20 protein-coding genes are annotated in these 21,258 nt (G+C 52.0%); 16 read left to right on the forward strand and 4 right to left on the reverse strand.

The features are described 5' to 3' along the window. The first annotated feature begins 251 nt into the window (after positions 1-251). The 10 genes from ACF2G4_RS15305 (at position 252) to ACF2G4_RS15350 (ending at position 10,966) form a co-directional block, all read left to right on the forward strand. Positions 252-2,810 carry a class I adenylate cyclase gene (locus ACF2G4_RS15305; RefSeq protein WP_215847984.1) on the forward strand — a complete coding sequence of 853 codons (2,559 nt, stop codon included), beginning with the start codon at positions 252-254 and terminating at the stop codon, positions 2,808-2,810. Between the two features lie 147 nt (positions 2,811-2,957). Next, entirely contained in the window at positions 2,958-3,158 is a 201-nt protein-coding gene (gene lptM, locus ACF2G4_RS15310) for an LPS translocon maturation chaperone LptM (protein ID WP_243079715.1), read from the forward strand. A gap of 29 nt (positions 3,159-3,187) precedes the next feature. Further along, complete coding sequence (dapF, locus tag ACF2G4_RS15315) at positions 3,188-4,012, forward strand: diaminopimelate epimerase (RefSeq protein ID WP_243079714.1); 825 nt, start codon at positions 3,188-3,190, stop codon at positions 4,010-4,012. Further along, positions 4,009-4,713 carry a DUF484 domain-containing protein gene (locus ACF2G4_RS15320; protein WP_215847982.1) on the forward strand — a complete coding sequence of 235 codons (705 nt, stop codon included), beginning with the start codon at positions 4,009-4,011 and terminating at the stop codon, positions 4,711-4,713. Before dapF ends, ACF2G4_RS15320 begins: the two co-directional genes overlap by 4 nt. Beyond that, positions 4,710-5,615, forward strand: coding sequence for a tyrosine recombinase XerC (gene xerC, locus ACF2G4_RS15325; protein WP_243079713.1), 906 nt, complete (start codon positions 4,710-4,712; stop codon positions 5,613-5,615). The genes ACF2G4_RS15320 and xerC overlap by 4 nt, the downstream gene beginning before the upstream one ends. After that, on the forward strand, positions 5,612-6,328 hold the full coding sequence (gene yigB / locus ACF2G4_RS15330; RefSeq protein WP_409075095.1) for a 5-amino-6-(5-phospho-D-ribitylamino)uracil phosphatase YigB: 717 nt from the start codon (positions 5,612-5,614) through the stop codon (positions 6,326-6,328). The genes xerC and yigB overlap by 4 nt, the downstream gene beginning before the upstream one ends. 54 nt (positions 6,329-6,382) lie before the next feature. Continuing rightward, a complete protein-coding gene (uvrD, locus tag ACF2G4_RS15335; protein WP_409075096.1) occupies positions 6,383-8,545 on the forward strand; it encodes a DNA helicase II in 2,163 nt (720 codons plus the stop codon). A 66-nt stretch (positions 8,546-8,611) separates the two neighbouring features. Then, positions 8,612-8,668 carry a YsgD/CorL family protein gene (gene ysgD, locus ACF2G4_RS15340; RefSeq protein WP_370661507.1) on the forward strand — a complete coding sequence of 19 codons (57 nt, stop codon included), beginning with the start codon at positions 8,612-8,614 and terminating at the stop codon, positions 8,666-8,668. A gap of 188 nt (positions 8,669-8,856) precedes the next feature. Then, positions 8,857-9,810 carry a magnesium/cobalt transporter CorA gene (gene corA / locus ACF2G4_RS15345; RefSeq protein WP_215847978.1) on the forward strand — a complete coding sequence of 318 codons (954 nt, stop codon included), beginning with the start codon at positions 8,857-8,859 and terminating at the stop codon, positions 9,808-9,810. A 97-nt stretch (positions 9,811-9,907) separates the two neighbouring features. Beyond that, positions 9,908-10,966, forward strand: coding sequence for an AbrB family transcriptional regulator (locus tag ACF2G4_RS15350; protein ID WP_243079710.1), 1,059 nt, complete (start codon positions 9,908-9,910; stop codon positions 10,964-10,966). Here the strand turns inward: ACF2G4_RS15350 and rarD are convergent. Beyond that, entirely contained in the window at positions 10,931-11,836 is a 906-nt protein-coding gene (rarD, locus tag ACF2G4_RS15355; protein ID WP_215847977.1) for an EamA family transporter RarD, read from the reverse strand. The two genes, ACF2G4_RS15350 and rarD, sit on opposite strands and share 36 nt — an antisense overlap. A 54-nt stretch (positions 11,837-11,890) precedes the next feature. Beyond that, complete coding sequence (locus ACF2G4_RS15360; RefSeq protein ID WP_215847976.1) at positions 11,891-12,361, reverse strand: thioesterase family protein; 471 nt, start codon at positions 12,359-12,361, stop codon at positions 11,891-11,893. Positions 12,362-12,556: 195 nt separating this feature from the next. On the opposite strand from ACF2G4_RS15360, the gene pldA reads away from it, so the two are divergent. From pldA to rhtC, 3 genes are read left to right on the forward strand one after another with little or no spacing between them, the layout of a single operon-like run. After that, on the forward strand, positions 12,557-13,435 hold the full coding sequence (gene pldA / locus ACF2G4_RS15365) for a phospholipase A (protein WP_215847975.1): 879 nt from the start codon (positions 12,557-12,559) through the stop codon (positions 13,433-13,435). A 24-nt stretch (positions 13,436-13,459) separates the two neighbouring features. After that, entirely contained in the window at positions 13,460-15,286 is a 1,827-nt protein-coding gene (recQ, locus tag ACF2G4_RS15370) for an ATP-dependent DNA helicase RecQ (protein WP_215847974.1), read from the forward strand. Between the two features lie 12 nt (positions 15,287-15,298). Further along, positions 15,299-15,922: a threonine export protein RhtC gene (rhtC, locus tag ACF2G4_RS15375; RefSeq protein ID WP_409075097.1), complete on the forward strand. Its 624-nt coding sequence runs from the start codon at positions 15,299-15,301 to the stop codon at positions 15,920-15,922. Between the two features lie 59 nt (positions 15,923-15,981). Here the strand turns inward: rhtC and rhtB are convergent, their stop codons facing one another. Beyond that, complete coding sequence (gene rhtB, locus ACF2G4_RS15380) at positions 15,982-16,605, reverse strand: homoserine/homoserine lactone efflux protein (RefSeq protein WP_215847973.1); 624 nt, start codon at positions 16,603-16,605, stop codon at positions 15,982-15,984. Positions 16,606-16,719: 114 nt separating this feature from the next. On the opposite strand from rhtB, the gene pldB reads away from it, so the two are divergent. Next, entirely contained in the window at positions 16,720-17,712 is a 993-nt protein-coding gene (pldB, locus tag ACF2G4_RS15385) for a lysophospholipase L2 (RefSeq protein WP_243079707.1), read from the forward strand. A gap of 55 nt (positions 17,713-17,767) precedes the next feature. Then, entirely contained in the window at positions 17,768-18,568 is an 801-nt protein-coding gene (gene yigL, locus ACF2G4_RS15390) for a sugar/pyridoxal phosphate phosphatase YigL (RefSeq protein ID WP_243079706.1), read from the forward strand. 50 nt (positions 18,569-18,618) lie between these two features. Here yigL and glpT read toward each other — a convergent pair whose 3' ends face one another. Further along, the gene (gene glpT / locus ACF2G4_RS15395) at positions 18,619-19,959 is read right to left on the reverse strand and encodes a glycerol-3-phosphate transporter (RefSeq protein WP_409075098.1); all 1,341 of its coding nucleotides are present in this window, start codon (positions 19,957-19,959) and stop codon (positions 18,619-18,621) included. 364 nt (positions 19,960-20,323) lie between these two features. Between glpT and ACF2G4_RS15400 the strand changes: the two genes are divergently transcribed. Beyond that, positions 20,324-21,184 (forward strand): carboxylate/amino acid/amine transporter, encoded by an 861-nt coding sequence (locus ACF2G4_RS15400; protein WP_409075099.1) that lies wholly within the window; start codon positions 20,324-20,326, stop codon positions 21,182-21,184. The last annotated feature ends 74 nt before the right edge of the window (positions 21,185-21,258 follow it).

A 21,258-nucleotide genomic window follows, 5' to 3' on the forward strand; every position in this document is an offset into this window, starting at 1 on the left:
ACGGATTGAAAACAGTCCGCTCTCAGATTTCGCCCGTGTTTATCGCGGTGCAGCTTTGAGCCAGAGTCTGAAAAGGCAGGACGCCAGCAGGAACGTGCTAAACTGTTAAGTAGCGCAACTTTCTTTACGGTCAATCTGCCGAGTGATAGATTGATCACGTTTCCAGCAATAATCTGCACGACATCTTGATTATAAAGCGGCAGATTTTGGAAACAGGGTGCTTAAACATTAGGACAATCAGGCGAAACGTCTTGTACCTCTACATTGAGACACTGAAACAGAGACTGGATGCTATCAACCAGCTGCGTATTGATCGCGCGCTGGCTGCCATGGGACCCGCTTTCCAGCGCGTCTACAGTCTGCTGCCAACCTTATTACATTATCAACATCCGCTGATGCCGGGTTACCTTGAAGGTAACGTTCCACATGGCATCAGCTTCTTCACGCCTGAAGAAAACCAGCACCGTTTGCTGGCTGACTTGACCGGCGATCATGACCTTACGTTGGCTGATACACCGAAAGGGCAAATGCCGATTACCGGCATCTATTCTATGGGCAGTACGTCATCCGTAGGACAAAACAGCATATCGGATCTTGATATCTGGGTTTGCCATCAATCCTGGCTCGACAATGAAGAGCGCCTCAATCTGCAACGTAAGTGTACCTTGCTGCAGAAATGGTGTGTGTCGATGGGCGTAGAAGTCAGTTTCTTTCTGATTGATGAAAACCGTTTTCGACATAACGAAAGCGGTAACCTCGGTGGCGAAGACTGTGGTTCAACACAACATATTTTGTTGCTGGATGAATTCTACCGCACCGCGGTTCGCATGGCGGGCAAACGTATTCTGTGGAATATGGTTCCAGGCGAAGAAGAGCATCATTATGACGAATACGTCATGTCGCTTTATGCCAAAGGTGTGCTGACACCCAACGAATGGTTGGATTTAGGCGGCCTCGGCACGCTGTCGGCAGAAGAGTACTTCGGTGCCAGCTTGTGGCAGCTCTATAAAAGTATCGACTCGCCTTATAAAGCGGTGTTGAAAACCTTGCTGCTGGAAGCGTACAGCTGGGAATACCCCAACACGCAGTTGCTGGCGATGGATATCAAGCAACGTCTGCATGATGGTGAAATCGTCTGCTTCGGTCTTGATCCTTATTGCATGATGCTGGAACGCGTCACGCATTATTTGACCAGCGTTGACGATCAGCCACGCCTTGATTTAGTGCGCCGCTGCTTCTATCTCAAAGTGTGTGAAAAGCTCACCAGTGAAGAGCATTCACATCGCACCGGCTGGCGTCGTGAGATTTTGTCGCAGCTGGTTAAAGAGTGGGGCTGGGACGAAGAAAAACTGGCCATTCTCGATAATCGTGCAGGCTGGAAAATCGAGCGGGTTCGTGAAGCCCATAATGAATTACTGGATGCGATGATGCAGAGTTATCGCAACTTGATCCGCTTTGCGCGCCGCAACAATTTAAGTGTCAGCGCCAGCCCGCAGGATATCGGCGTGCTGACACGTAAACTGTACGCAGCGTTTGAAGCGTTGCCGGGTAAAGTCACCTTGGTTAACCCGCAAATTTCGCCCGATCTTTCGGAGGAGAATCTGACCTTTATCCATGTGCCGCCGGGACGTGCCAATCGTTCCGGCTGGTATTTGTATAATCAGTCGCCGGACATGAACTCGATCATCAGCCATCAGCCGCTGGAATATAACCGCTACCTCAATAAACTGGTGGCGTGGGCGTGGTTCAACGGGTTAATGACCAGCAAAACGCGGCTGCATATAAAAGGTAATGAGATTTGCGACTTGGCACGTTTGCAGGAGCTGGTGAATGATGTTTCCAGCCATTTCCCGCTGCGTGTGCCTTCACCTACGCCAAAAGCGTTGTACAGCCCGTGCGAAATTCGTCATCTCGCGATCATTGTGAATCTTGAATACGATCCCACCTCGGCGTTTCGTAATCAGGTAGTGCATTTTGATTTCCGTAAGCTGGATGTGTTCAGCTTTGGTCAACAGCAGCAATGTCTGATTGGCAGCATCGATCTGCTGTATCGCAACTCGTGGAATGAAGTACGTACGCTGCATTTCAGCGGCGAGCAGGCGATGATTGAAGGATTGAAAACCATTCTGGGCAAAATGCATCAAGATGCCGCGCCACCCGATACGGTAGAAGTATTCTGCTACAGCCAGCATCTGCGTGGTTTAATTCGTACTCGTGTGCAGCAACTGGTGTCGGAATGCATCGAATTGCGCCTTTCCAGTACGCGACAGGAGCCGGGCCGCTTTAAAGCCTTGCGTATGGCGGGTGAAACCTGGGGCCTGTTCTTCGAACGCATGAGCGTCTCGGTGCAGAAGTTGGAAAATGCCGTCGAGTTTTATGGAGCGATTTCCAACAACAAACTGCATGGCTTGTCGATTAAAGTCGAAACCAATCAGACGCCGCTACCGCCGGTCGTCAACGCTTATGCGAGTGAAGGCATCATCCAGTTCTTCTTTGAAGACACCACCGATGAGCGTGGTTTTAATATCTATATTCTGGATGAAACTAATCGGGTTGAGGTTTATCACCACTGTGAAGGCAGTAAAGAGGAGCTGGTGCGTGACGTTAGCCGGTTCTATTCATCTTCGCATGACCGGTTTACCTACGGCTCCAGCTTTATCAACTTTAACCTGCCGCAGTTCTATCAAATTGTGAACACCGGCGAGCGTTTCCAGGTGATTCCTTTCCGCAGCCAGACGCTGACGCAGTTGTGTGCTTCTCAGCCAGACAACGACAACAGCGACTACCAGCCGCGTTATCAGATGCATTGATTCTGGTGGGCCGCACAGCATGAATGCGCGGCCGCCATCTTCACAGCTTGTCACAACGCTCACGCTATTTACGGGGATTTCCTGTTGCTTTTCCGACTTCAACTGCGATGATAAGCATCCAGGTAAAGGACATGAAGAGCATAAAGAATGAAGAAAGTAATTAGCCTGTTGGGAATTGCCTTGGCATTAACGAGCCTTGCAGGCTGTGGGTTAAAAGGACCGCTTTACTTCCCGCCGAAGGATAAGCCGCAAACGCAAAAAACACCGACTGAGTCGCAAAAAACAGAGGCTTCCAAAGCGGATGTGAGCGGATTAGTGACTGACGATTCGAGCACTCAAGCGAACTAATTTCAATGGCGCATCCGGCGGAGCAAAAAATGCAGTTCTCCAAAATGCACGGCCTCGGCAACGATTTCATGGTTGTGGACGCTGTGACGCAAAATGTCTTTTTTTCGCCCGAACTGATTCGCCGATTGGCCGATCGTCATTTGGGTATCGGCTTTGATCAGTTGCTTATCGTTGAACCACCTTACGATCCTGACCTCGATTTTCACTATCGTATCTTCAACGCAGATGGCAGCGAAGTGTCGCAATGCGGCAACGGCGCACGCTGTTTTGCCCGCTTTGTGCAACTGAAAGGCTTGACCAACAAGAGCGACATCCGCGTCAGCACGCAGGCGGGCCGCATGGTGTTAAGCGTAACGCCGGACGATCTGGTCTGCGTCAACATGGGCTTGCCTGACTTTGAGCCTCAGCAGGTGCCTTTTCGCGCCAACAAAGCGGAAAACATTTATCTGCTCCGCGTTGCTGAACAAACTGTGATGTTTGGCGCGGTATCGATGGGGAATCCGCACTGCGTGATTCAGGTCGAAAGTGTAAAAACGGCACAGGTTGAAGTATTAGGGCCAATTCTTGAAGGCCATGAACGTTTCCCAGAGCGCGTCAACGTTGGCTTTATGGAAATCGTCAATCCTGAACATATTCGGCTGCGCGTGTATGAACGCGGTGCGGGCGAAACCCAGGCGTGCGGTAGCGGTGCATGTGCAGCCGTTGCTTGTGGCATCCAGCAGGGAATTTTGGCACCAAAAGTGCGTGTTGATTTACCCGGCGGCACGCTGCATATCGCCTGGAAAGGGGCTGGAGAACCACTTTACATGACCGGCCCAGCCACACACGTCTACGATGGGTTTATTCATCTATGAAAAATATCGAAGAGCAAGCCGATAATACGGTCTTGCTGGACGATCAAGCCGTTAACGATTACCTGCGGCAAAATCCCGATTTCTTTATCCGCAATGCGCGCCAGGTCGAACAAATGGCGGTGCCGCATCCGGTACGTGGCAGCGTGTCGCTGGTGGAATGGCACATGGCACGTCAGCGCAATCATATCCAGCAGCTGGAAGAAGAGATCACGCTGCTGATGGAGCAAGCCACTAATAATCACCAGCTGTTTGATCGTCTGCTGTCGTTACAGGGACATTTAGCGGCGGCCGATTCTCTGCAGGAGATGTTAAATCGCCTGCACCGCTGGGCGCGTGAGCTGGGCCTGGCGGGTGCAAACATTCGTTTGTTCAATGATCAATGGCGTCTTGGCGCGCCGTCTGATTTTATTCAGCTAAGCCTTTCACGCCAGCTGTTTGAGCCGCTGCGTATTCAACGTTTTGGCAATGAACACCATTATCTCGGCAGCATTAATGGCCCGGAATTGCTGTTGCTGCTGCCGCAAGCCAAAGCGATTGGCTCGGTGGCGATGTCGTTAATGGGCGAACATGGCGATTTGGGCGTGCTGATTTTCAGCAGCCGCGACAGCCAGCATTATCAATCGGGCATGGGCACGTTGCTGTTGCAGCATCTGTCACAAATGATGCCTGAACTGTTGATGCGCTGGGTAGAACGCGCATGAGTCATTCGCTGCAGGATGCCGTCGACGGATTTCTGCGCTATCTGAAAGTGGAGCGCCAGCTCAGTCCGCTCACGCAAAGCAACTATGCGCGCCAGCTCGCCGCGTTGGTGATTATTGCGAATGAGATGAAAATCAGCGCCTGGGCGACGCTGGAACCGGCACAGGTGCGCAGCATGGCGGCACGCAGTCGCCGCACCGGTCTTTCCGCCAGCAGCCTCGCGCTGCGTCTTTCGGCGTTGCGCAGTTTTCTTGACTGGCAAGTCAGTCAGGGCATGTTAAGTGCCAATCCTGCAAAAGGCATTGTTACCCCGAGAAAAGCGCGTCATTTACCTAAAAATATTGATGTTGATGAAGTGAATCAGCTGCTTGAGATCGATCTTGATGATCCGCTAGCGGTACGCGATCGCGCCATGCTGGAAGTGATGTATGGCGGTGGATTGCGTCTTTCTGAACTGGTAGGCATGGATTGTCGCCATGTCGATATGGCTTCAGGTGAAGTCTGGGTAACAGGTAAAGGCAGCAAAGAACGCCGCGTACCGATTGGTCGTACTGCTGTAACTTGGCTTGAACATTGGCTGCCGCTGCGCGCCAGCTTTGGCTGCGAGGATGATGCGCTGTTTCTCTCCACGCGTGGCTGTCGTATATCGGCGCGTAACGTGCAGAAGCGCTTTGCGGAGTGGGGCATCAAGCAGGGCGTAGCCAGCCATATCCATCCGCACAAGCTTCGCCACTCTTTTGCGACCCATTTACTTGAGTCGAGTGGCGATCTCCGTGCGGTGCAGGAGCTGTTGGGGCATGCCAACCTTGCAACTACGCAAATTTATACCCATCTCGACTTCCAACATCTGGCTTCGGTGTACGATGCTGCCCATCCCCGCGCCAAACGAGGAAAGAAAGAATGAAGTTTTATCGTCCCTTACGTGCCATCAAAGCCATGACTTTTGATCTCGATGACACGCTTTACGACAATTATCCGGTAATACGTAAAACCACCGCAGAATCCCACGCTGCGCTACAGGCGTTCCATCCCTCGCTGCAAACTTTCACGACGGAAGCGTATCAGGCGTTGCGTGATGAATTGCTGCTGCGGGAGCCCGATATCTACCATGATGTGTCGGAATGGCGTCGTCGTTCGGTTGAGCTGGCGATGTTGAATGCTGGCATTCCCGCAGAACAAGCCTTTGCCGGGGCTGCGCAGGTGATGGAGGTTTTCCATCAATGGCGTAGCGAAGTGAAAATGCCAGAAGAGACGCATCAAACGCTGAAAATGTTGGCGGAAAAAGTGCCGCTGGTGGCCATCACCAACGGCAATGCGCAGTTAGAAAAGTTGGGAATTGCTGACTACTTCCAGTTTGCGTTGCGTGCCGGCCCGGATGGTCGCGCTAAGCCATGGGAAGATATGTATCATCTGGCCGCAAAACGTTTGAACATCGCGCCGGAACACATCCTGCACGTGGGTGACGATCTCACTACCGATGTGGCCGGATCGCTGCGCTGCGGCATGCAAGCCTGCTGGATCAACCTGCGCCAAGGCAATCTTATGCACATCAACGATGCGCGCCTGCTGCCGCATGTTGAAATTTCACAGTTGGCATCGCTCACCTCACTGCTATAATGGCTGTAAATATATCCAGTCTTTTGCTTTACACTCTCTGACTTATTGGTGCTTATGGACGTTTCTGAACTGCTCGACGGTTTGAATGACAAACAGCGCGAGGCCGTTGCGGCCCCGCGCAATAACCTGCTGGTATTAGCAGGCGCGGGCAGCGGAAAAACGCGCGTTCTGGTGCACCGTATCGCCTGGCTGCTCTCGGTGGAAAACTGCTCGCCTTACTCAATCATGGCGGTAACGTTCACCAATAAAGCCGCCGCAGAGATGCGTCACCGTATCGAACAGCTGATTGGCACCAGCCAGGGCGGAATGTGGATCGGCACTTTCCACGGTTTAGCGCACCGCTTGCTGCGTGCGCATCATCTGGATGCTAATTTGCCGCAGGATTTTCAGATCCTCGATAGCGAAGACCAGTTGCGTCTGTTAAAGCGTCTGATCAAAGCGATGAATCTTGATGATAAGCAATGGCCTGCGCGTCAGGGCATGTGGTACATCAACGGCAAAAAAGATGAAGGGCTGCGTCCAAAGCATATCGAAAGCTATGGCAATCCGGTGGAGCAAACCTGGCTGCGTATTTATCAGGCTTATCAGGAAGCGTGTGATCGTGCTGGATTGGTGGATTTTGCCGAGCTGCTGCTGCGTGCGCATGAACTCTGGCTTAACAAGCCGCACATTCTGAATCACTACCGCGAACGTTTTACCAACGTGCTGGTGGACGAGTTTCAGGATACCAACAACATTCAATATGCATGGATCCGCATGCTGGCAGGTGACAGCGGACGCGTCATTATTGTCGGTGATGACGATCAGTCGATTTACGGCTGGCGTGGTGCGCAGGTCGAGAACATCCAGCGCTTTCTGCAAGATTTTACTGGCGCAGAAACTATCCGCCTTGAGCAAAACTATCGCTCAACCAATAATATTCTGAAATCGGCTAACGCCTTGATCGCGAATAACAACGGTCGCCTCGGCAAAGAGCTGTGGACCGATGGCAGCGACGGCGAGCCGATTTCAATTTACTGCGCCTTTAATGAGCTGGATGAAGCGCGCTTTGTGGTGAATCGCATCAAAGCCTGGCACGAAAACGGCAATGCGCTGATAGATTGCGCCATTCTCTATCGCAGCAATGCTCAGTCACGCGTGCTGGAAGAAGCCTTGCTGCAAAGCAGTATGCCGTACCGTATTTATGGCGGTATGCGCTTCTTCGAGCGTCAGGAAATCAAAGACGCACTGGCCTATTTGCGACTGATGGCCAACCGTAACGATGACGCGGCCTACGAGCGCGTCGTCAATACCCCCGTTCGTGGCGTGGGCGATCGTACGCTGGATGTCGTGCGGCAAACTGCGCGGGAAAAACAGCTGACGCTGTGGCAAGCGACGCGTGAATTATTGCAGACGCGCGCCTTAGCGGGTCGAGCGGCGTCCGCGCTGCAACGCTTTTGTGAGCTGGTTGATTCGCTGGCAACCGAAACCGCAGAAATGCCGCTGCATGTGCAAACCGATCGGGTCATAAAAGATTCAGGCCTGTGGATGATGTACGAGCAGGAAAAAGGCGAAAAAGGCCAGGCGCGTATCGAAAACCTTGAGGAACTGGTCACGGCAACACGCCAGTTCAGCTATCAAGATGAAGACGAAGATTTGATGCCGCTGCAGGCATTTTTATCGCATGCTGCGCTGGAAGCGGGCGAAGGCCAGGCGGATAAATGGCAGGATGCGGTGCAGTTAATGACGCTGCACTCAGCTAAAGGGCTGGAGTTTAGCCAGGTCTTTATCGTTGGCATGGAAGAGGGCATGTTCCCCAGCCAGATGTCGCTGGATGAAGGCGGACGTTTGGAAGAAGAGCGTCGTCTTGCCTACGTTGGCGTGACGCGCGCCATGCAAAAACTGACGCTGACCTACGCTGAAACCCGTCGCCTATATGGTAAAGAGGTGTATCACCGTCCTTCGCGCTTTATCGGCGAATTACCGGAAGCCTGCATTGAAGAAGTACGTTTGCGTGCCAGCGTAACGCGACCGGTCAACCATCAACGTATGGGAACGCCAATAACGAAAAACGACAGCGGCTTCACGCTGGGGCAGCGAGTAAAACATGCCAAATTTGGTGAAGGAACCATCATCAATCTGGAAGGCAGCGGCGAACACAGCCGACTTCAGGTGGCGTTTCAGGGGCAGGGAATCAAATGGTTAGTTGCTGCTTACGCCAAACTGGAAACGCTTTAGCATCGGTTGACGACTTTTTCGTCTCAGCGTAACATGCGCCCACTATTATCATGAGAGGACAATGCCTTGGACACGCCCAGTCGATGCTGGCTCGAATACCTGGTTAACAGGAATAACATCTAAGGCTACCTCTTTACGCGGGTAGCCTTAGCGGTTATCAGCGACCTCCCTTCTTTAATCTCGTCGCATGAGTCAGCACTGATTTACCCTTGAAACGTGAGTTTCCGTGTTCAGGTGTTAGCCGTGCCCGTTCTGCTTTGTAGAACGGCGTACTGGCTTGTCCCATTAAGTCTGCAATGGGGAGTATTGCTATGCTGAGCGCATTTAAACTTGATCACAGCCGCCTGACGCGTCTTGAACTGGAAGACGAAACGCACCAACTCACTTCTTCAGTCTGGGTCGATTTGATCGAACCGGAAGAGGGCGAGCGTGAGCGGGTACAAACTGAGTTAGGCCAAAGTCTGGCGACGCGTCCTGAACTGGAAGATATCGAAGCCTCTGCGCGTTTCTTCGAAGATGAAGATGGCCTGCATATTCACTCCTTCTTCTTTTATGAAGATGCAGAAGATCACGCTGGTAACTCCACTGTGGCGTTTACCATTCGTGAAGGCCGTCTTTATACGCTGCGTGAGCGCGAACTGCCGGCGTTTCGCCTCTATCGCATGCGCGCCCGTAATCAAACGTTGATCGACGGCAACGCCTTTGAACTGCTGCTCGATCTGTTTGAAACCAAAATTGAACAGCTGGCGGATGAAATCGAAAACATCTACAGCGCGCTGGAAAAACTGAGCCGGGTGATCATGGAAGGTCAGCAGGGCGAAGAGTACGATCAGGCGCTGTCGCGTTTGGCAGAGCTGGAAGATATCGGCTGGAAAGTGCGTTTGTGTTTGATGGATACCCAGCGTGCGCTCAACTTCCTGGTGCGCAAGGCGCGTTTACCGGGTAATCAGCTGGAGCAGGCGCGTGAAATCCTGCGCGATATCGAATCACTGTTGCCACATAATGAATCGCTGTTCCAGAAAGTGAACTTCCTGATGCAGGCGGCAATGGGTTTTATCAACATTGAACAGAACCGCATCATCAAGATCTTCTCGGTGGTTTCCGTGGTCTTCCTGCCGCCGACGCTGGTGGCATCAAGCTACGGCATGAACTTCGAATTCATGCCTGAGCTGAAATGGAGCTTTGGTTATCCGGCAGCAATTGGCCTGATGATCCTTGCGGGGCTGGCGCCTTATCTCTATTTCAAACGTAAAAACTGGTTGTAATCTTTGTTACGGGCCGTTTATTACGGCCCGTTTTACTGGCTCCCGCTGGCAATTCTGCGTAATCTAAATCCTCGTTTCCTCAATACATTTCTCCCTTATGGATTCTCTCTCGTTGCGCGCGCAATGGACTTTGCTGCTGTTCGCGTCAATTTTATTGGGTGCGCTGTTCCACTATTTTCATGTTCCTGCCGCGCTGTTGCTTGGGCCGATGATTGTCGGCGTGGTAATGGGATTGTCAGGCGCAACGCTACGTATCAATAAGCGTTTTTTCCTGCTGGCGCAGGCAGTATTAGGCTGCATGATTGCGCAAAGCCTGTCGCCATCCATCCTGACGCCGCTACTGCAAGACTGGCCGATCGTGTTAGCGGTATTGGTGTTGACGCTGGCCGCTAGCGGTTTATCTGGTTTTCTGCTGGTGCGTTTTAGCCATTTACCCGGACCAACGGGTGCATGGGGATCGTCGCCCGGTGGCGCTTCTGCGATGGTCGCAATGGCGGGGGATTTTGGCGCGGACGTCCGTCTGGTGGCTTTCATGCAATATTTACGCGTACTTTTTGTCGCCACGGCGGCGGCGATTGTGGCGCGTATAGGGCTGGGTGATACCGCGCACAGTGTTGAGCTGCTCTGGTTCCCGCCGCTGAATCAGGGGTTTTGGGTCACGCTCGGCGTGATGTTTGCTGGCGCATGGCTCGGCACCCGGCTGCGTATTCCTTCTGGTGCGCTGCTTCTGCCTGCGTTGGTCGGTGCCGCTCTGCACTCAACCGGTGTCGCGCTGTTGCAGGTACCTGAATGGCTACTGGCGCTGGCGTATGCGTTAATTGGCTGGAGCGTCGGCCTGCGCTTTACCCGACCGGTGTTTTTATTGGCGCTACGGACTTTGCCGCAAATGATCATCTCAATCATCGGGCTGATGCTGTTGTGTGGCGGTTTAGCCTGGATGCTCACGCGAGTATTACACATTGATTTGATGACAGCCTATCTCGCCACCAGCCCCGGCGGGCTTGATACGGTGGCGATCATCGCGGCGGGTAGCCGGGTCGATATTGCTTTTGTGATGGCGTTACAAACGCTGCGCTTGTTCACCATTTTGCTGACCGGCCCAGCATTAGCCCGCTTTATTTCACGCTACGCCCACACGCGAGCGAGCGCGAATTGAGGTGGAAACCGCATCGTAGACAAACACCAGCAGTGCCAGCCAGATGAAACCAAAAGTCACCATTTTATCTGGCGTGATGGTTTCACCATAAAAAAGCACCGCCAGTAAAAACATCAGCGTTGGACCGAGATACTGGAAAAAGCCGACGGTGGAAAGGCGCAGGCGACTACACGCGGCGGCGAACAGCATCAGCGGAATGGTAGTAATAATACCGGCTGCAATCAGCTTTATATTCAGGCTCATTGGGTTCGCGCCCAAATGGCTGGTGCTGCTGTCGGCAAAACCAAACAGGTAAATTGCCGCCAGCGGAAACAGCCACAGCGTTTCGATCAACATTCCGCTCTGCGCATCAACCTGAATCTTTTTACGCACCAGACCGTAAAAAGAGAAGCTCAAGGCCAGGCCCAGCGCGATAATGGGCAGCGATCCAAACTGCCACAGCTGCACGACAACACCCAGCGTCGCCAGAAATACCGCCAGCCATTGCAGACGACGGAAGCGCTCGCGCAGAAACAGCATGCCGAATACCACGTTGATCAGCGGATTAATAAAGTAGCCAAGGCTGGCTTCCAGCATGTGCTGATTATTTACCGCCCAGATGAACAGCAGCCAGTTGCCGCCGATAGTCAGCGCGGTGGCCGCTAAAATCAGCACTTTTTTGGGCTGACGTAATACACCGCGAACGACTCCCCAACTGCGGCTTAGGGTGATCAAAAGCAACATAAACAGTGCAGACCAGATCACCCGATGCGTCATGATTTCAGTCGGTGGGACTTCTTTTACCAGTTTGAAATAGGCGGGTGCGATGCCCCAAATAAAATAAGCGCCAAGAGCAAAGCCAATGCCCTGGCGCGTTTGTTGCGTATCCATAGACCTTCCGAAAACGACTATCCAAAAAACGGCGACGCTTGCACGTCGTATAAGTTATCCAATCAAATAGGTCGCGGTTGCCGTGGCGATGTAATCGCCTTGCTGGTTATGCAGCTCAACGCGTGCGACCGCCACTTTATTACCGGCGCGCAACAGGCTGCTGGTGGCGGTAAATCGTTCACCGCGCCCAGGCCGTAAATAATCTACGCGCATATCAATGGTTCCCATGCGCGACAGACGCTGACGCAACTCATCTTCGCTGATACTTTCCTGACGAGTCAGAGCATTGCTCACACAAACCATGCCTGCTGCAACGTCCAGCACTGAAGCGATAACGCCGCCATGCAAAATTGCCTGAGCAGCGTTACCCACCAGCATGGTTTTATTAGCGAAACTCAGCTCCGCATAATCTGGCTCCAGTCGTTCCAGCTCAAGTCCTAACGCCTGGTTAAAGGGCATATGATAAACAAAAATTTCGCCGATAAGACGGCGCGCTTCCTGCTGAGTCAGCAGTACTGATGACATGGTTTTTTTCCTGAAAAATAACGCTAACGTGGCGCCCAAATGTTAATGAGATGTGTATTCTATGCCGCTAGCGAGAGGCTTTCCAGTTTAGGAAATCAGCGCTCATATTAAGCGCCATTTGCGTGTAGAATGGCCTGCTTTTTAAGACACCCACACCGCTCTTTTCAAATACGCAGCGTTTCACCGGAGAATTTTATGCGTAAGCATCGCGCCTTGTTGGCGGCAACGTTGTTACTTCCTACTTTGGCGCAAGCAGAAGAAGCCACGGTTAAAGAGATCCATGACGTACCGCAGGTTCGCGGCAGCATTATTGCGAACATGTTGGAAAAACATGATAACCCGTTTGTGCTGTATCCGTATGAGAGCAACTATCTACTCTATACCTATACCAGTGATATCAATAAAGAGGCGATCTCCTCTTACAATTGGGCCAAAGAAGCGCGTAAAGATGAAGTGAAGTTCCAGCTCAGCCTGGCCTTTCCGCTGTGGCGCGGGATTTTGGGTGACAACTCGGTGCTGGGTGCATCTTATACACAACGTTCATGGTGGCAGCTGTCGAACCAAAGCCAGTCTGCTCCGTTTCGTGAAACCAACTACGAACCGCAAATTTTCCTTGGCTGGGCGACCGATTACTCGTTCGCAGGCTGGACGTTACGTGATGTTGAAATGGGCTTTAACCATCAATCGAATGGTCGCAGCGATCCCACTTCGCGTAGCTGGAACCGCCTGTATGCCCGCCTGATGGCACAAAACGGCAACTTCCTCGCCGAAGTGAAGCCGTGGTACCGTTTACCGGAAAGCAGCAGCCGCGATGATAACCCCGATATCACCAAATATATGGGCTATTACCGTCTCAAACTCGGCTATATGATGGGCGACAGTATTTTCAGTATGGAAGGTAACTACAACTGGAACTCCGGCTTCGGTGGCGCGCAGTTGGGTTGGAGTTATCCCATCACGGAACACGTGCGTTTTTACACCCAATTATTTAGCGGTTATGGTGAATCGCTGATCGACTACGATCATCGCCAGACGCGTATTGGTGTCGGCGTGACGCTGAACGACCTCTTCTGACCAACGACTTAAAGCAGGAATAGCGTGGCAACCTCGGCAGTTCTTAATCAGGAAGCGCTGGCACAGCAAGTATTACAAGATACTTTCGGCTACCAGCAGTTTCGTCCCGGTCAGCAAAGCATTATTAATGAAGCGCTGAACGGGCGAGATTGTCTGGTGGTGATGCCTACTGGCGGCGGTAAATCGCTGTGTTATCAGATCCCCGCGCTGGTGCAGGAAGGGCTGACGCTGGTGGTGTCGCCGCTGATTTCACTGATGAAAGATCAGGTGGATCAGCTGCTGGCAAACGGTGTGGCGGCGGCTTGCCTGAATTCGACGATGACGCGTGAGCAGCAGCAAGCGGTAATGGCAGATTGCCGTACTGGCCGCATTAAGCTGCTTTATATCGCACCAGAGCGCCTGATGATGGATAACTTCCTCGACAGTCTGGCGCACTGGCAGCCAGCAATGTTGGCTGTTGACGAAGCACACTGTATTTCGCAATGGGGCCACGATTTCCGCCCGGAATATGGTGCATTGGGAAAAATGCGTCAGCGCTTTCCCGATTTGCCGGTAATGGCCTTGACCGCTACCGCCGACGAAACCACGCGTAATGACATCATTAACCTGCTGCACATGCACGATCCGCTTATCCAGATCAGCAGCTTTGATCGTCCCAATATTCGCTACACGCTGGTGGAAAAATTCAAACCCACCGAGCAGCTGTTGCGTTACGTCCAGGATCAGCGAGGCAAGTGCGGTATCATTTACTGCAACAGCCGAGCAAAGGTTGAAGACACCGCTGCGCGTTTGCAGAGCCGTGGCCTGAGCGCAGGTGCCTATCACGCAGGCATAGACAGTGAACAGCGCGCTCGCGTGCAGGAAGCGTTCCAACGTGACGACTTACAAATAGTGGTCGCCACGGTGGCGTTTGGTATGGGAATCAACAAGCCCAACGTACGTTTTGTGGTGCACTTCGATATTCCACGCAATATCGAATCCTATTATCAGGAAACCGGTCGTGCCGGGCGTGATGGGTTGCCGGCAGAAGCGATGATGCTGTACGACCCGGCTGATATGGCATGGCTACGTAAATGTCTGGAAGAGAAAGTACCCGGTCCATTGCAGGACATTGAAAGGCACAAGCTGAATGCGATGAATGCGTTTGCAGAAGCACAAACCTGTCGCCGTCTGGTGCTGCTTAATTACTTTGGCGAGGGTCGCCAGCAGCCGTGCGGCAACTGCGATATTTGCCTTGATCCTCCTAAGCGGTATGACGGTTTAGTTGAGGCGCAAAAAGCGTTGTCAGGTATTTATCGTGTCGGTCAGCGTTTCGGCATGGGTTACATTGTCGAAGTGCTGCGTGGGGCAAACAATCTGCGTATTCGCGAACAGGGCCACGATAAATTACCGGTTTATGGACTCGGCAAAGATCACAGCCATGAGCATTGGGTCAGCGTGCTACGTCAGCTCATCCATTTGGGATTTGTGACGCAAAACATTGCTATGCATTCCGCTTTGCAGCTGACGGAAGCGGCGCGACCGGTATTACGCGGTGAAGTACCGTTGATGCTGGCGGTACCGCGACTGATTACCGCCAAACCCAAGAGCAATAGCTCAGCGAAATTTCATGGCGGCAATTACGATCGCAAGCTGTTTGCCAAATTGCGCAAGCTGCGTAAAGCCATTGCCGACGAAGAGAACATCCCGCCTTACGTGGTATTCAACGATGCAACGCTGATTGAAATGGCAGAACAGATGCCGGTGAGCGCATCAGAGATGTTAAGCATCAACGGTGTAGGTCAACGCAAGCTGGAGCGTTTTGGTAAGCCATTTTTGGTGATGATTAAAGAACATCTTGATGAAGAGTAAAGGACGCTAATTATGTTGATGTTATTCGCTACCGTTGCGCTGGTTCATTTGGTTGCACTGATGAGCCCTGGCCCGGATTTCTTTTTTGTCTCTCAAACTGCCGCCAGTCGCTCACGTAAAGAGGCGATGATGGGTGTGTTTGGTATCACGCTAGGTATTGTAATCTGGGCGGGTGTGGCGCTGATGGGCTTGCATCTGATTCTGGAAAAAATGGCCTGGCTGCATCAGATCATTATGGTCGGCGGCGGTCTTTATCTGCTGTGGATGGGGTGGCAGCTGATGTGCTCAGCACGCCAGCGCCACAAGCAGCCTCAGCCCTCTGAGCCGACGGTCGCGCTGCCGAAAAAAGGCATGAGCTTCCTGAAAGGTTTTCTTACTAACCTTTCGAATCCGAAAGCGATCATCTACTTCGGTAGCGTGTTCTCGCTGTTTGTTGGTAATGATGTCGGCGCGATGGAGCGCTGGGGGTTATTCCTGCTGATCATCGGCGAGACGTTTGCGTGGTTTACGTTGGTAGCGGCTATTTTTGCCATGCCGTGGATGCGTAGCAGGTATCAGCGTTTAGCGAAATGGATAGATGGTATGGCAGGCGTACTGTTTGCTGGATTCGGCATTCACTTGATTATTTCGCGGTAAGAACGGCTTTGCTTGCCCGTTCGCTCCCGAACGGGCTGGGCAATATTCAGCAGGATAAATCAGGCAATCTTTCTCGCGCTGGCCAGCAACACACCAACGGCCATAAACATCCCACCAAATAGACGATTCAGCAATTTCATCTGCTTTGGCCCCTTAATCCACACGGCAATGCGTGTCGCTAAGGTGGCATAACCAATCATCACGATGATATCGACGACCACTGTGGTGATGCCCAGCACCAGAAATTGTGCCAGCTGTGGCTGATGCGGCAGAATGAACTGCGGAAACAGCGCGGCCAGGAACACAATACTTTTCGGGTTGGTGAGATTCACCAACACTGCACGTTTGAACAGGCGACGTCGCGGCATGGCTTTAGAAACCGCATTGAGATCAATGGCACCGGCGGAGCGCCATTGTTGTATGCCAAGCCAAACCAGATAAGCGGCGCCAGCCCATTTCAACATCTCGAACGCCAGCAGCGATTGAGAAAACAGTGCGCCGAGACCCACGCCCACCAAAACAATATGCAGCGACAGACCAAGCTGCAGGCCCGCTATCGAGGCAACTGTCCCGCGATAGCCGTGACTGATGCCCGTGCTCATGGTGTTAATTGCGCCAGAACCTGGCGATAAACTGAGAATTGAGGTGGTGAGAAGATAGGTCAGCCACCATTCGATGGTCATGGGTTACGTTCCCTGTATCGACGGAAGTGTGACACAATACGCCAGAAATAAGCGCGGCGCTATGGGCGACACGCGGCGAATCAGACTCTTTTTTCAGGGCAAACAGGAGGGTGAATGAATCAACACAAAGCCAGTTGGCTTCGGCGTGAAAAAGCATTTGCCGCCTTTGCAACCGGGCCTTTACTGGATTTTTGGCACGGTCGAGAAGAGTGTGAGTTTATTGGGGTAGAAAACCTGACTTTGCGCTATGTGCGCTTCACCTCGCCGCAACATAAGCGCGTTATCTTGATTGTGCCGGGCCGCATCGAGAGTTACGTAAAATATCCCGAGCTGGCGTACGATCTGTTTCATTGCGGTTTCGATGTGATCATTCTCGATCATCGTGGTCAGGGAAGATCGGATCGTTTACTGGAAGATTCGCATCGTGGACATGTGGACGAATTTACCCACTACGTTGATGATTTGGAAACGCTCTACTTAAAAGAGATCGTTGGTGGCCATTATCAACAGCGCTATGCTTTAGCGCACTCTATGGGCGGCGCAATTTTGACGCTGTTTTTGGCGCGTCAGCCGCAGGCTTTTCACGGTGTGGCATTGGTTGCCCCGATGTTCGGTATTGCCTTGCCGTTACCGGAATGGATGGCGCACCGTATTCTTGATTGGGCTGAAAAACGCCCGACCCTGCGCGATGGTTATGCACTAGGCACAGGACGCTGGCGAGCGCATCCGTTTGGCATTAACCGCCTGACACACAGCGCGGAACGTTATCGCCGTAATTTGCGTTTTTACGCTGACGATCCGGCGATTCGCGTCGGCGGGCCCACCTATCATTGGGTTCGCGAAGGGATTCATGCCGGACGTAACATTATTAGTCAGGCCGATAAAATCACGACGCCGGTGCTGCTGTTACAAGCCAGCGACGATCGTGTCGTCGATAACCGTTCGCAGGATCTCTTTTGCGCCGCGATGGCGTCTGCAGGTCATCCATGCGCAGGCGATAAACCGCTAGTTATAGAAGGTGCGCGGCATGAGATCTTGTTTGAAAAAGACGAAATGCGCGCCGAAGCGCTGAACGCCGTGGTCGACTTTTTTTCAGCCCACTGCTAACTCTTTCATTTACCTTGCTGGCTGCAGCCACCTGAAATAAATACCCGAGGTTTTCATGTATTACATCGTTGCATCCGACCTGGATGGCACGCTGCTTTCTCCCGAACATCGCATCACACCGTTTGCCCGCGAAACATTGCAACAACTGGTGGCACGCAATATTCACTTCGTTTTCGCTACGGGCCGCCATCACATTGATGTTGGTCAGATGCGCGATAAACTGGGTATCCCGGCTTACATGATCACGTCTAACGGTGCGCGTGTTCACAATGCCGATGGTGAACTGATCTTTAGTCACAATCTGGATCAGGACATCGCGGGCGATCTTTACGGCCTGCAATATCATCACCCTGAAATTCTGACGCACGTCTATCGTGACGACGAATGGTTTGTTAGCCGTTCGCGTCCGGCAGAACAAGATTATTTCCGCGAATCGGTGTTCAATTATCAGGTTTACGAGCCAGGCATGCTGCCAACCGACGGTATCAGCAAGGTCTTTTTTACCTGTGAAAATCCTGAGCATCTGATTCCCATGGAGCAGGCGATTGAAGCACGGTGGGGCGACCGCGTTAACGTTAGCTTCTCGCTGCCGACGTGCCTGGAAGTGATGGCGGGCGGCGTTTCCAAGGGCCATGCGTTGGAAGCGGTGTCAAAACTGCTCAACTACTCCTTGAAAGAGTGCATCGCTTTTGGGGACGGCATGAATGATGTTGAAATGCTGAGTATGGCAGGCAAAAGCTGCATCATGCTGAATGCTGCCCAGCGTTTAAAAGATACCTTGCCTGAAGTCGAAGTGATTGGCAGCAATGTCGAGGACGCTGTGCCGCAAACCTTGCGCGCTCTGTTTTTATCATAGATAAGCTGTTGAAAGAAAAAGGCCGGTTATCCGGCCTTTTTTATGTCGACTCAGGCCAACTGTTTTTTGTGTTTATGTTCGCTGACCATTGTCAGCAGCAGCAGAATCACTGCTAACACACAGCCGACAATCATCACTAAAAATCCACCGTCCCAGCCGAAATAATCCACCGTGTAACCCACGATAGCGCTGGCTGCAACCGAACCGCCCAGATAGCCGAATAGACCCGTAAAACCTGCCGCTGTGCCTGCCGCTTTTTTCGGTGCCAACTCCAGCGCATGCAGGCCAATCAGCATTACCGGGCCGTAAATCAAGAAGCCGATAACGATCATACAAGCCATATCAATGCCGGGATTACCTGGCGGATTTAGCCAGTAAACCGCTGTAGCGATGGTCACCAATGTCATGAAGAACACACCGGTTGCACCACGATTGCCGCGGAAGACTTTATCTGACATCCAGCCGCACAGCAGGGTGCCGGGAATGCCAGCGTATTCATATAAGAAGTAAGCCCAGGAAGATTTATCCAGGCTGAAATGTTTGACCTCTTTGAGGTAAGTCGGTGACCAGTCAAGAATGCCGTAACGCAGCAGATAAACAAACACGTTAGCCAATGCGATGTACCACAACAGTTTGTTGGGTAAAACATACTTCATGAAGATCTGTTTAGCCGTGAGTTCCTCTTCATGGCTGGCGTCGTAATCCACCGGATAATCGTTTTTATACTCTTCAATAGGCGGTAAACCACAGGATTGGGGCGTGTCGCGCATTAAAGCAAAAGCAATAATTGCGATCGCAATCGCACCAAAAGCAGGCATATACAGCGCCGCTTTCCAGTCATTGAACCAAGCCATGCCGAGCAGGAAAAGCAGTGGAGGAATGCCACCGCCCACGTTATGTGCGCAGTTCCACACCGAAACAATGCCGCCGCGCTCTTTTTGCGACCACCAATGCACCATGGTACGACCACACGGTGGCCAGCCCATTCCCTGAAACCAGCCACACACAAACAGCAGCACAAACATCACCATGATGCTGGACGTTGCCCAAGGCACAAAGCCCATTATCAGCATCACAGCCGCAGCCAGAATCAATCCAGCCGGTAAGAAAACGCGTGGATTCGAGCGATCCGAAACGGAACCCATGATGAATTTGGAAAAGCCATACGCGATGGAAATACCGGAAAGCGCGAAACCCAGATCGCCACGGGAAAATCCTTGTTCTACCAAATAAGGCATGGCGAGAGCGAAGTTTTTTCTGACCAGGTAGTAAGCGGCGTAGCCAAAAAAGATGCCAATGAAAATTTGCCAGCGCAGGCGGCGGTAAAGCGGATCGATATATTCGTCAGCAACCTGCGACTTATGGGGCGCGGGTTTAAAGATACTCAGCATAGGAGTGGCCCTCCGGGCGCATTATGGTTTTCGTTCCCAGCAACGTGGATTATAAAAAAAGATTTACTCTGGTGTTCCATTTCGCGCACAGAATAATAATGGTTTCGTAACGTTACTGTGATGAATCGCGCATTTGTTACAGTTTTGTGACAGTAAAGCGCGTTTAAATCCAAAAAATGGATCATTACGCGCGTTTTGTCGAGAGGAGATGAAGAGATGGATTTTCATTGAAGTGTAAGGGGTTCACAAAACAGCAAGCAAAGGTTTGATTGCTCTGTTAACACTCAGTTGTAAACCAAATAGCGCAACCTTATTAAAGCACATTGTTTACACTGGTCACTTCGTTTATATCGGGGTCGTTAGCGTGCTGTTATTGATTGTTACCACCATACTTTGGGCTTTTTCATTCAGCCTGATTGGCGAATATCTGGCGGGACAGGTGGATACCTGGTTCTCAGTTTTAATGCGATTGGCTTTGGCGGCATTGGTGTTTTTACCCTTCCTGCGCTGGCGTGGTTATCGCCTTTCAACGCTGTTGCTTTATATGTTGGTGGGCATGTTGCAGCTCGGCATCATGTATTTGATCAGTTTCGAAGCCTATCTCTATCTCAGCGTGTCAGAATTTTTGTTGTTCACGGTGATGACGCCGCTCTATGTCACGTTGATTTATGACGTGATAAGCAAGCGTCCACTGCGTATCGGCTATATCTTTAGCGCTCTATTGGCCGTAGCGGGTGCCGCGATTATTCGTTACGACAAAGTCAGCGAAAATTTCTGGTTTGGTCTGCTGCTGGTGCAGCTGGCAAATATCTGTTTTGCGGCTGGCATGGTGGGTTACAAACGCCTGCAAGAAACGCGTCCAATGCCGCAACACACCGCCTTTTCCTGGTTCTATCTTGGCGCGGTGCTGATTGCCGCGATCGCCTGGTGCGTTTGGGGAAATCCGAATAAATTACCGACGACTTCGCTGCAGTGGAGCATTCTGGTGTGGTTAGGCGTAGCAGCCTCGGGTCTGGGTTATTTCATGTGGAACTATGGCGCAACGCAGGTCGATGCAGGCACGCTGGGCATCATGAACAATATGCATGTGCCGGCTGGATTACTGGTGAATCTGGCGATTTGGCAGCAGCAGCCGCATTGGCCGAGTTTTATCGCGGGGGCAGCGGTAATTATTGCCTCGTTATGGGTGCATAAACGCTGGGTTATTGGAAAGAGTCCGACATAATTATTGATTATGGCCAGGCGGCTTTTCGTCGAAAAGGCGAAGCAGCAACGTAAAAATGGCGAAGCCTTTACTCA

The sequence above is a fragment of the Pantoea phytostimulans genome, assembly GCF_046118715.1.
In the GTDB taxonomy this organism is placed as follows: domain Bacteria; phylum Pseudomonadota; class Gammaproteobacteria; order Enterobacterales; family Enterobacteriaceae; genus Pantoea; species Pantoea phytostimulans.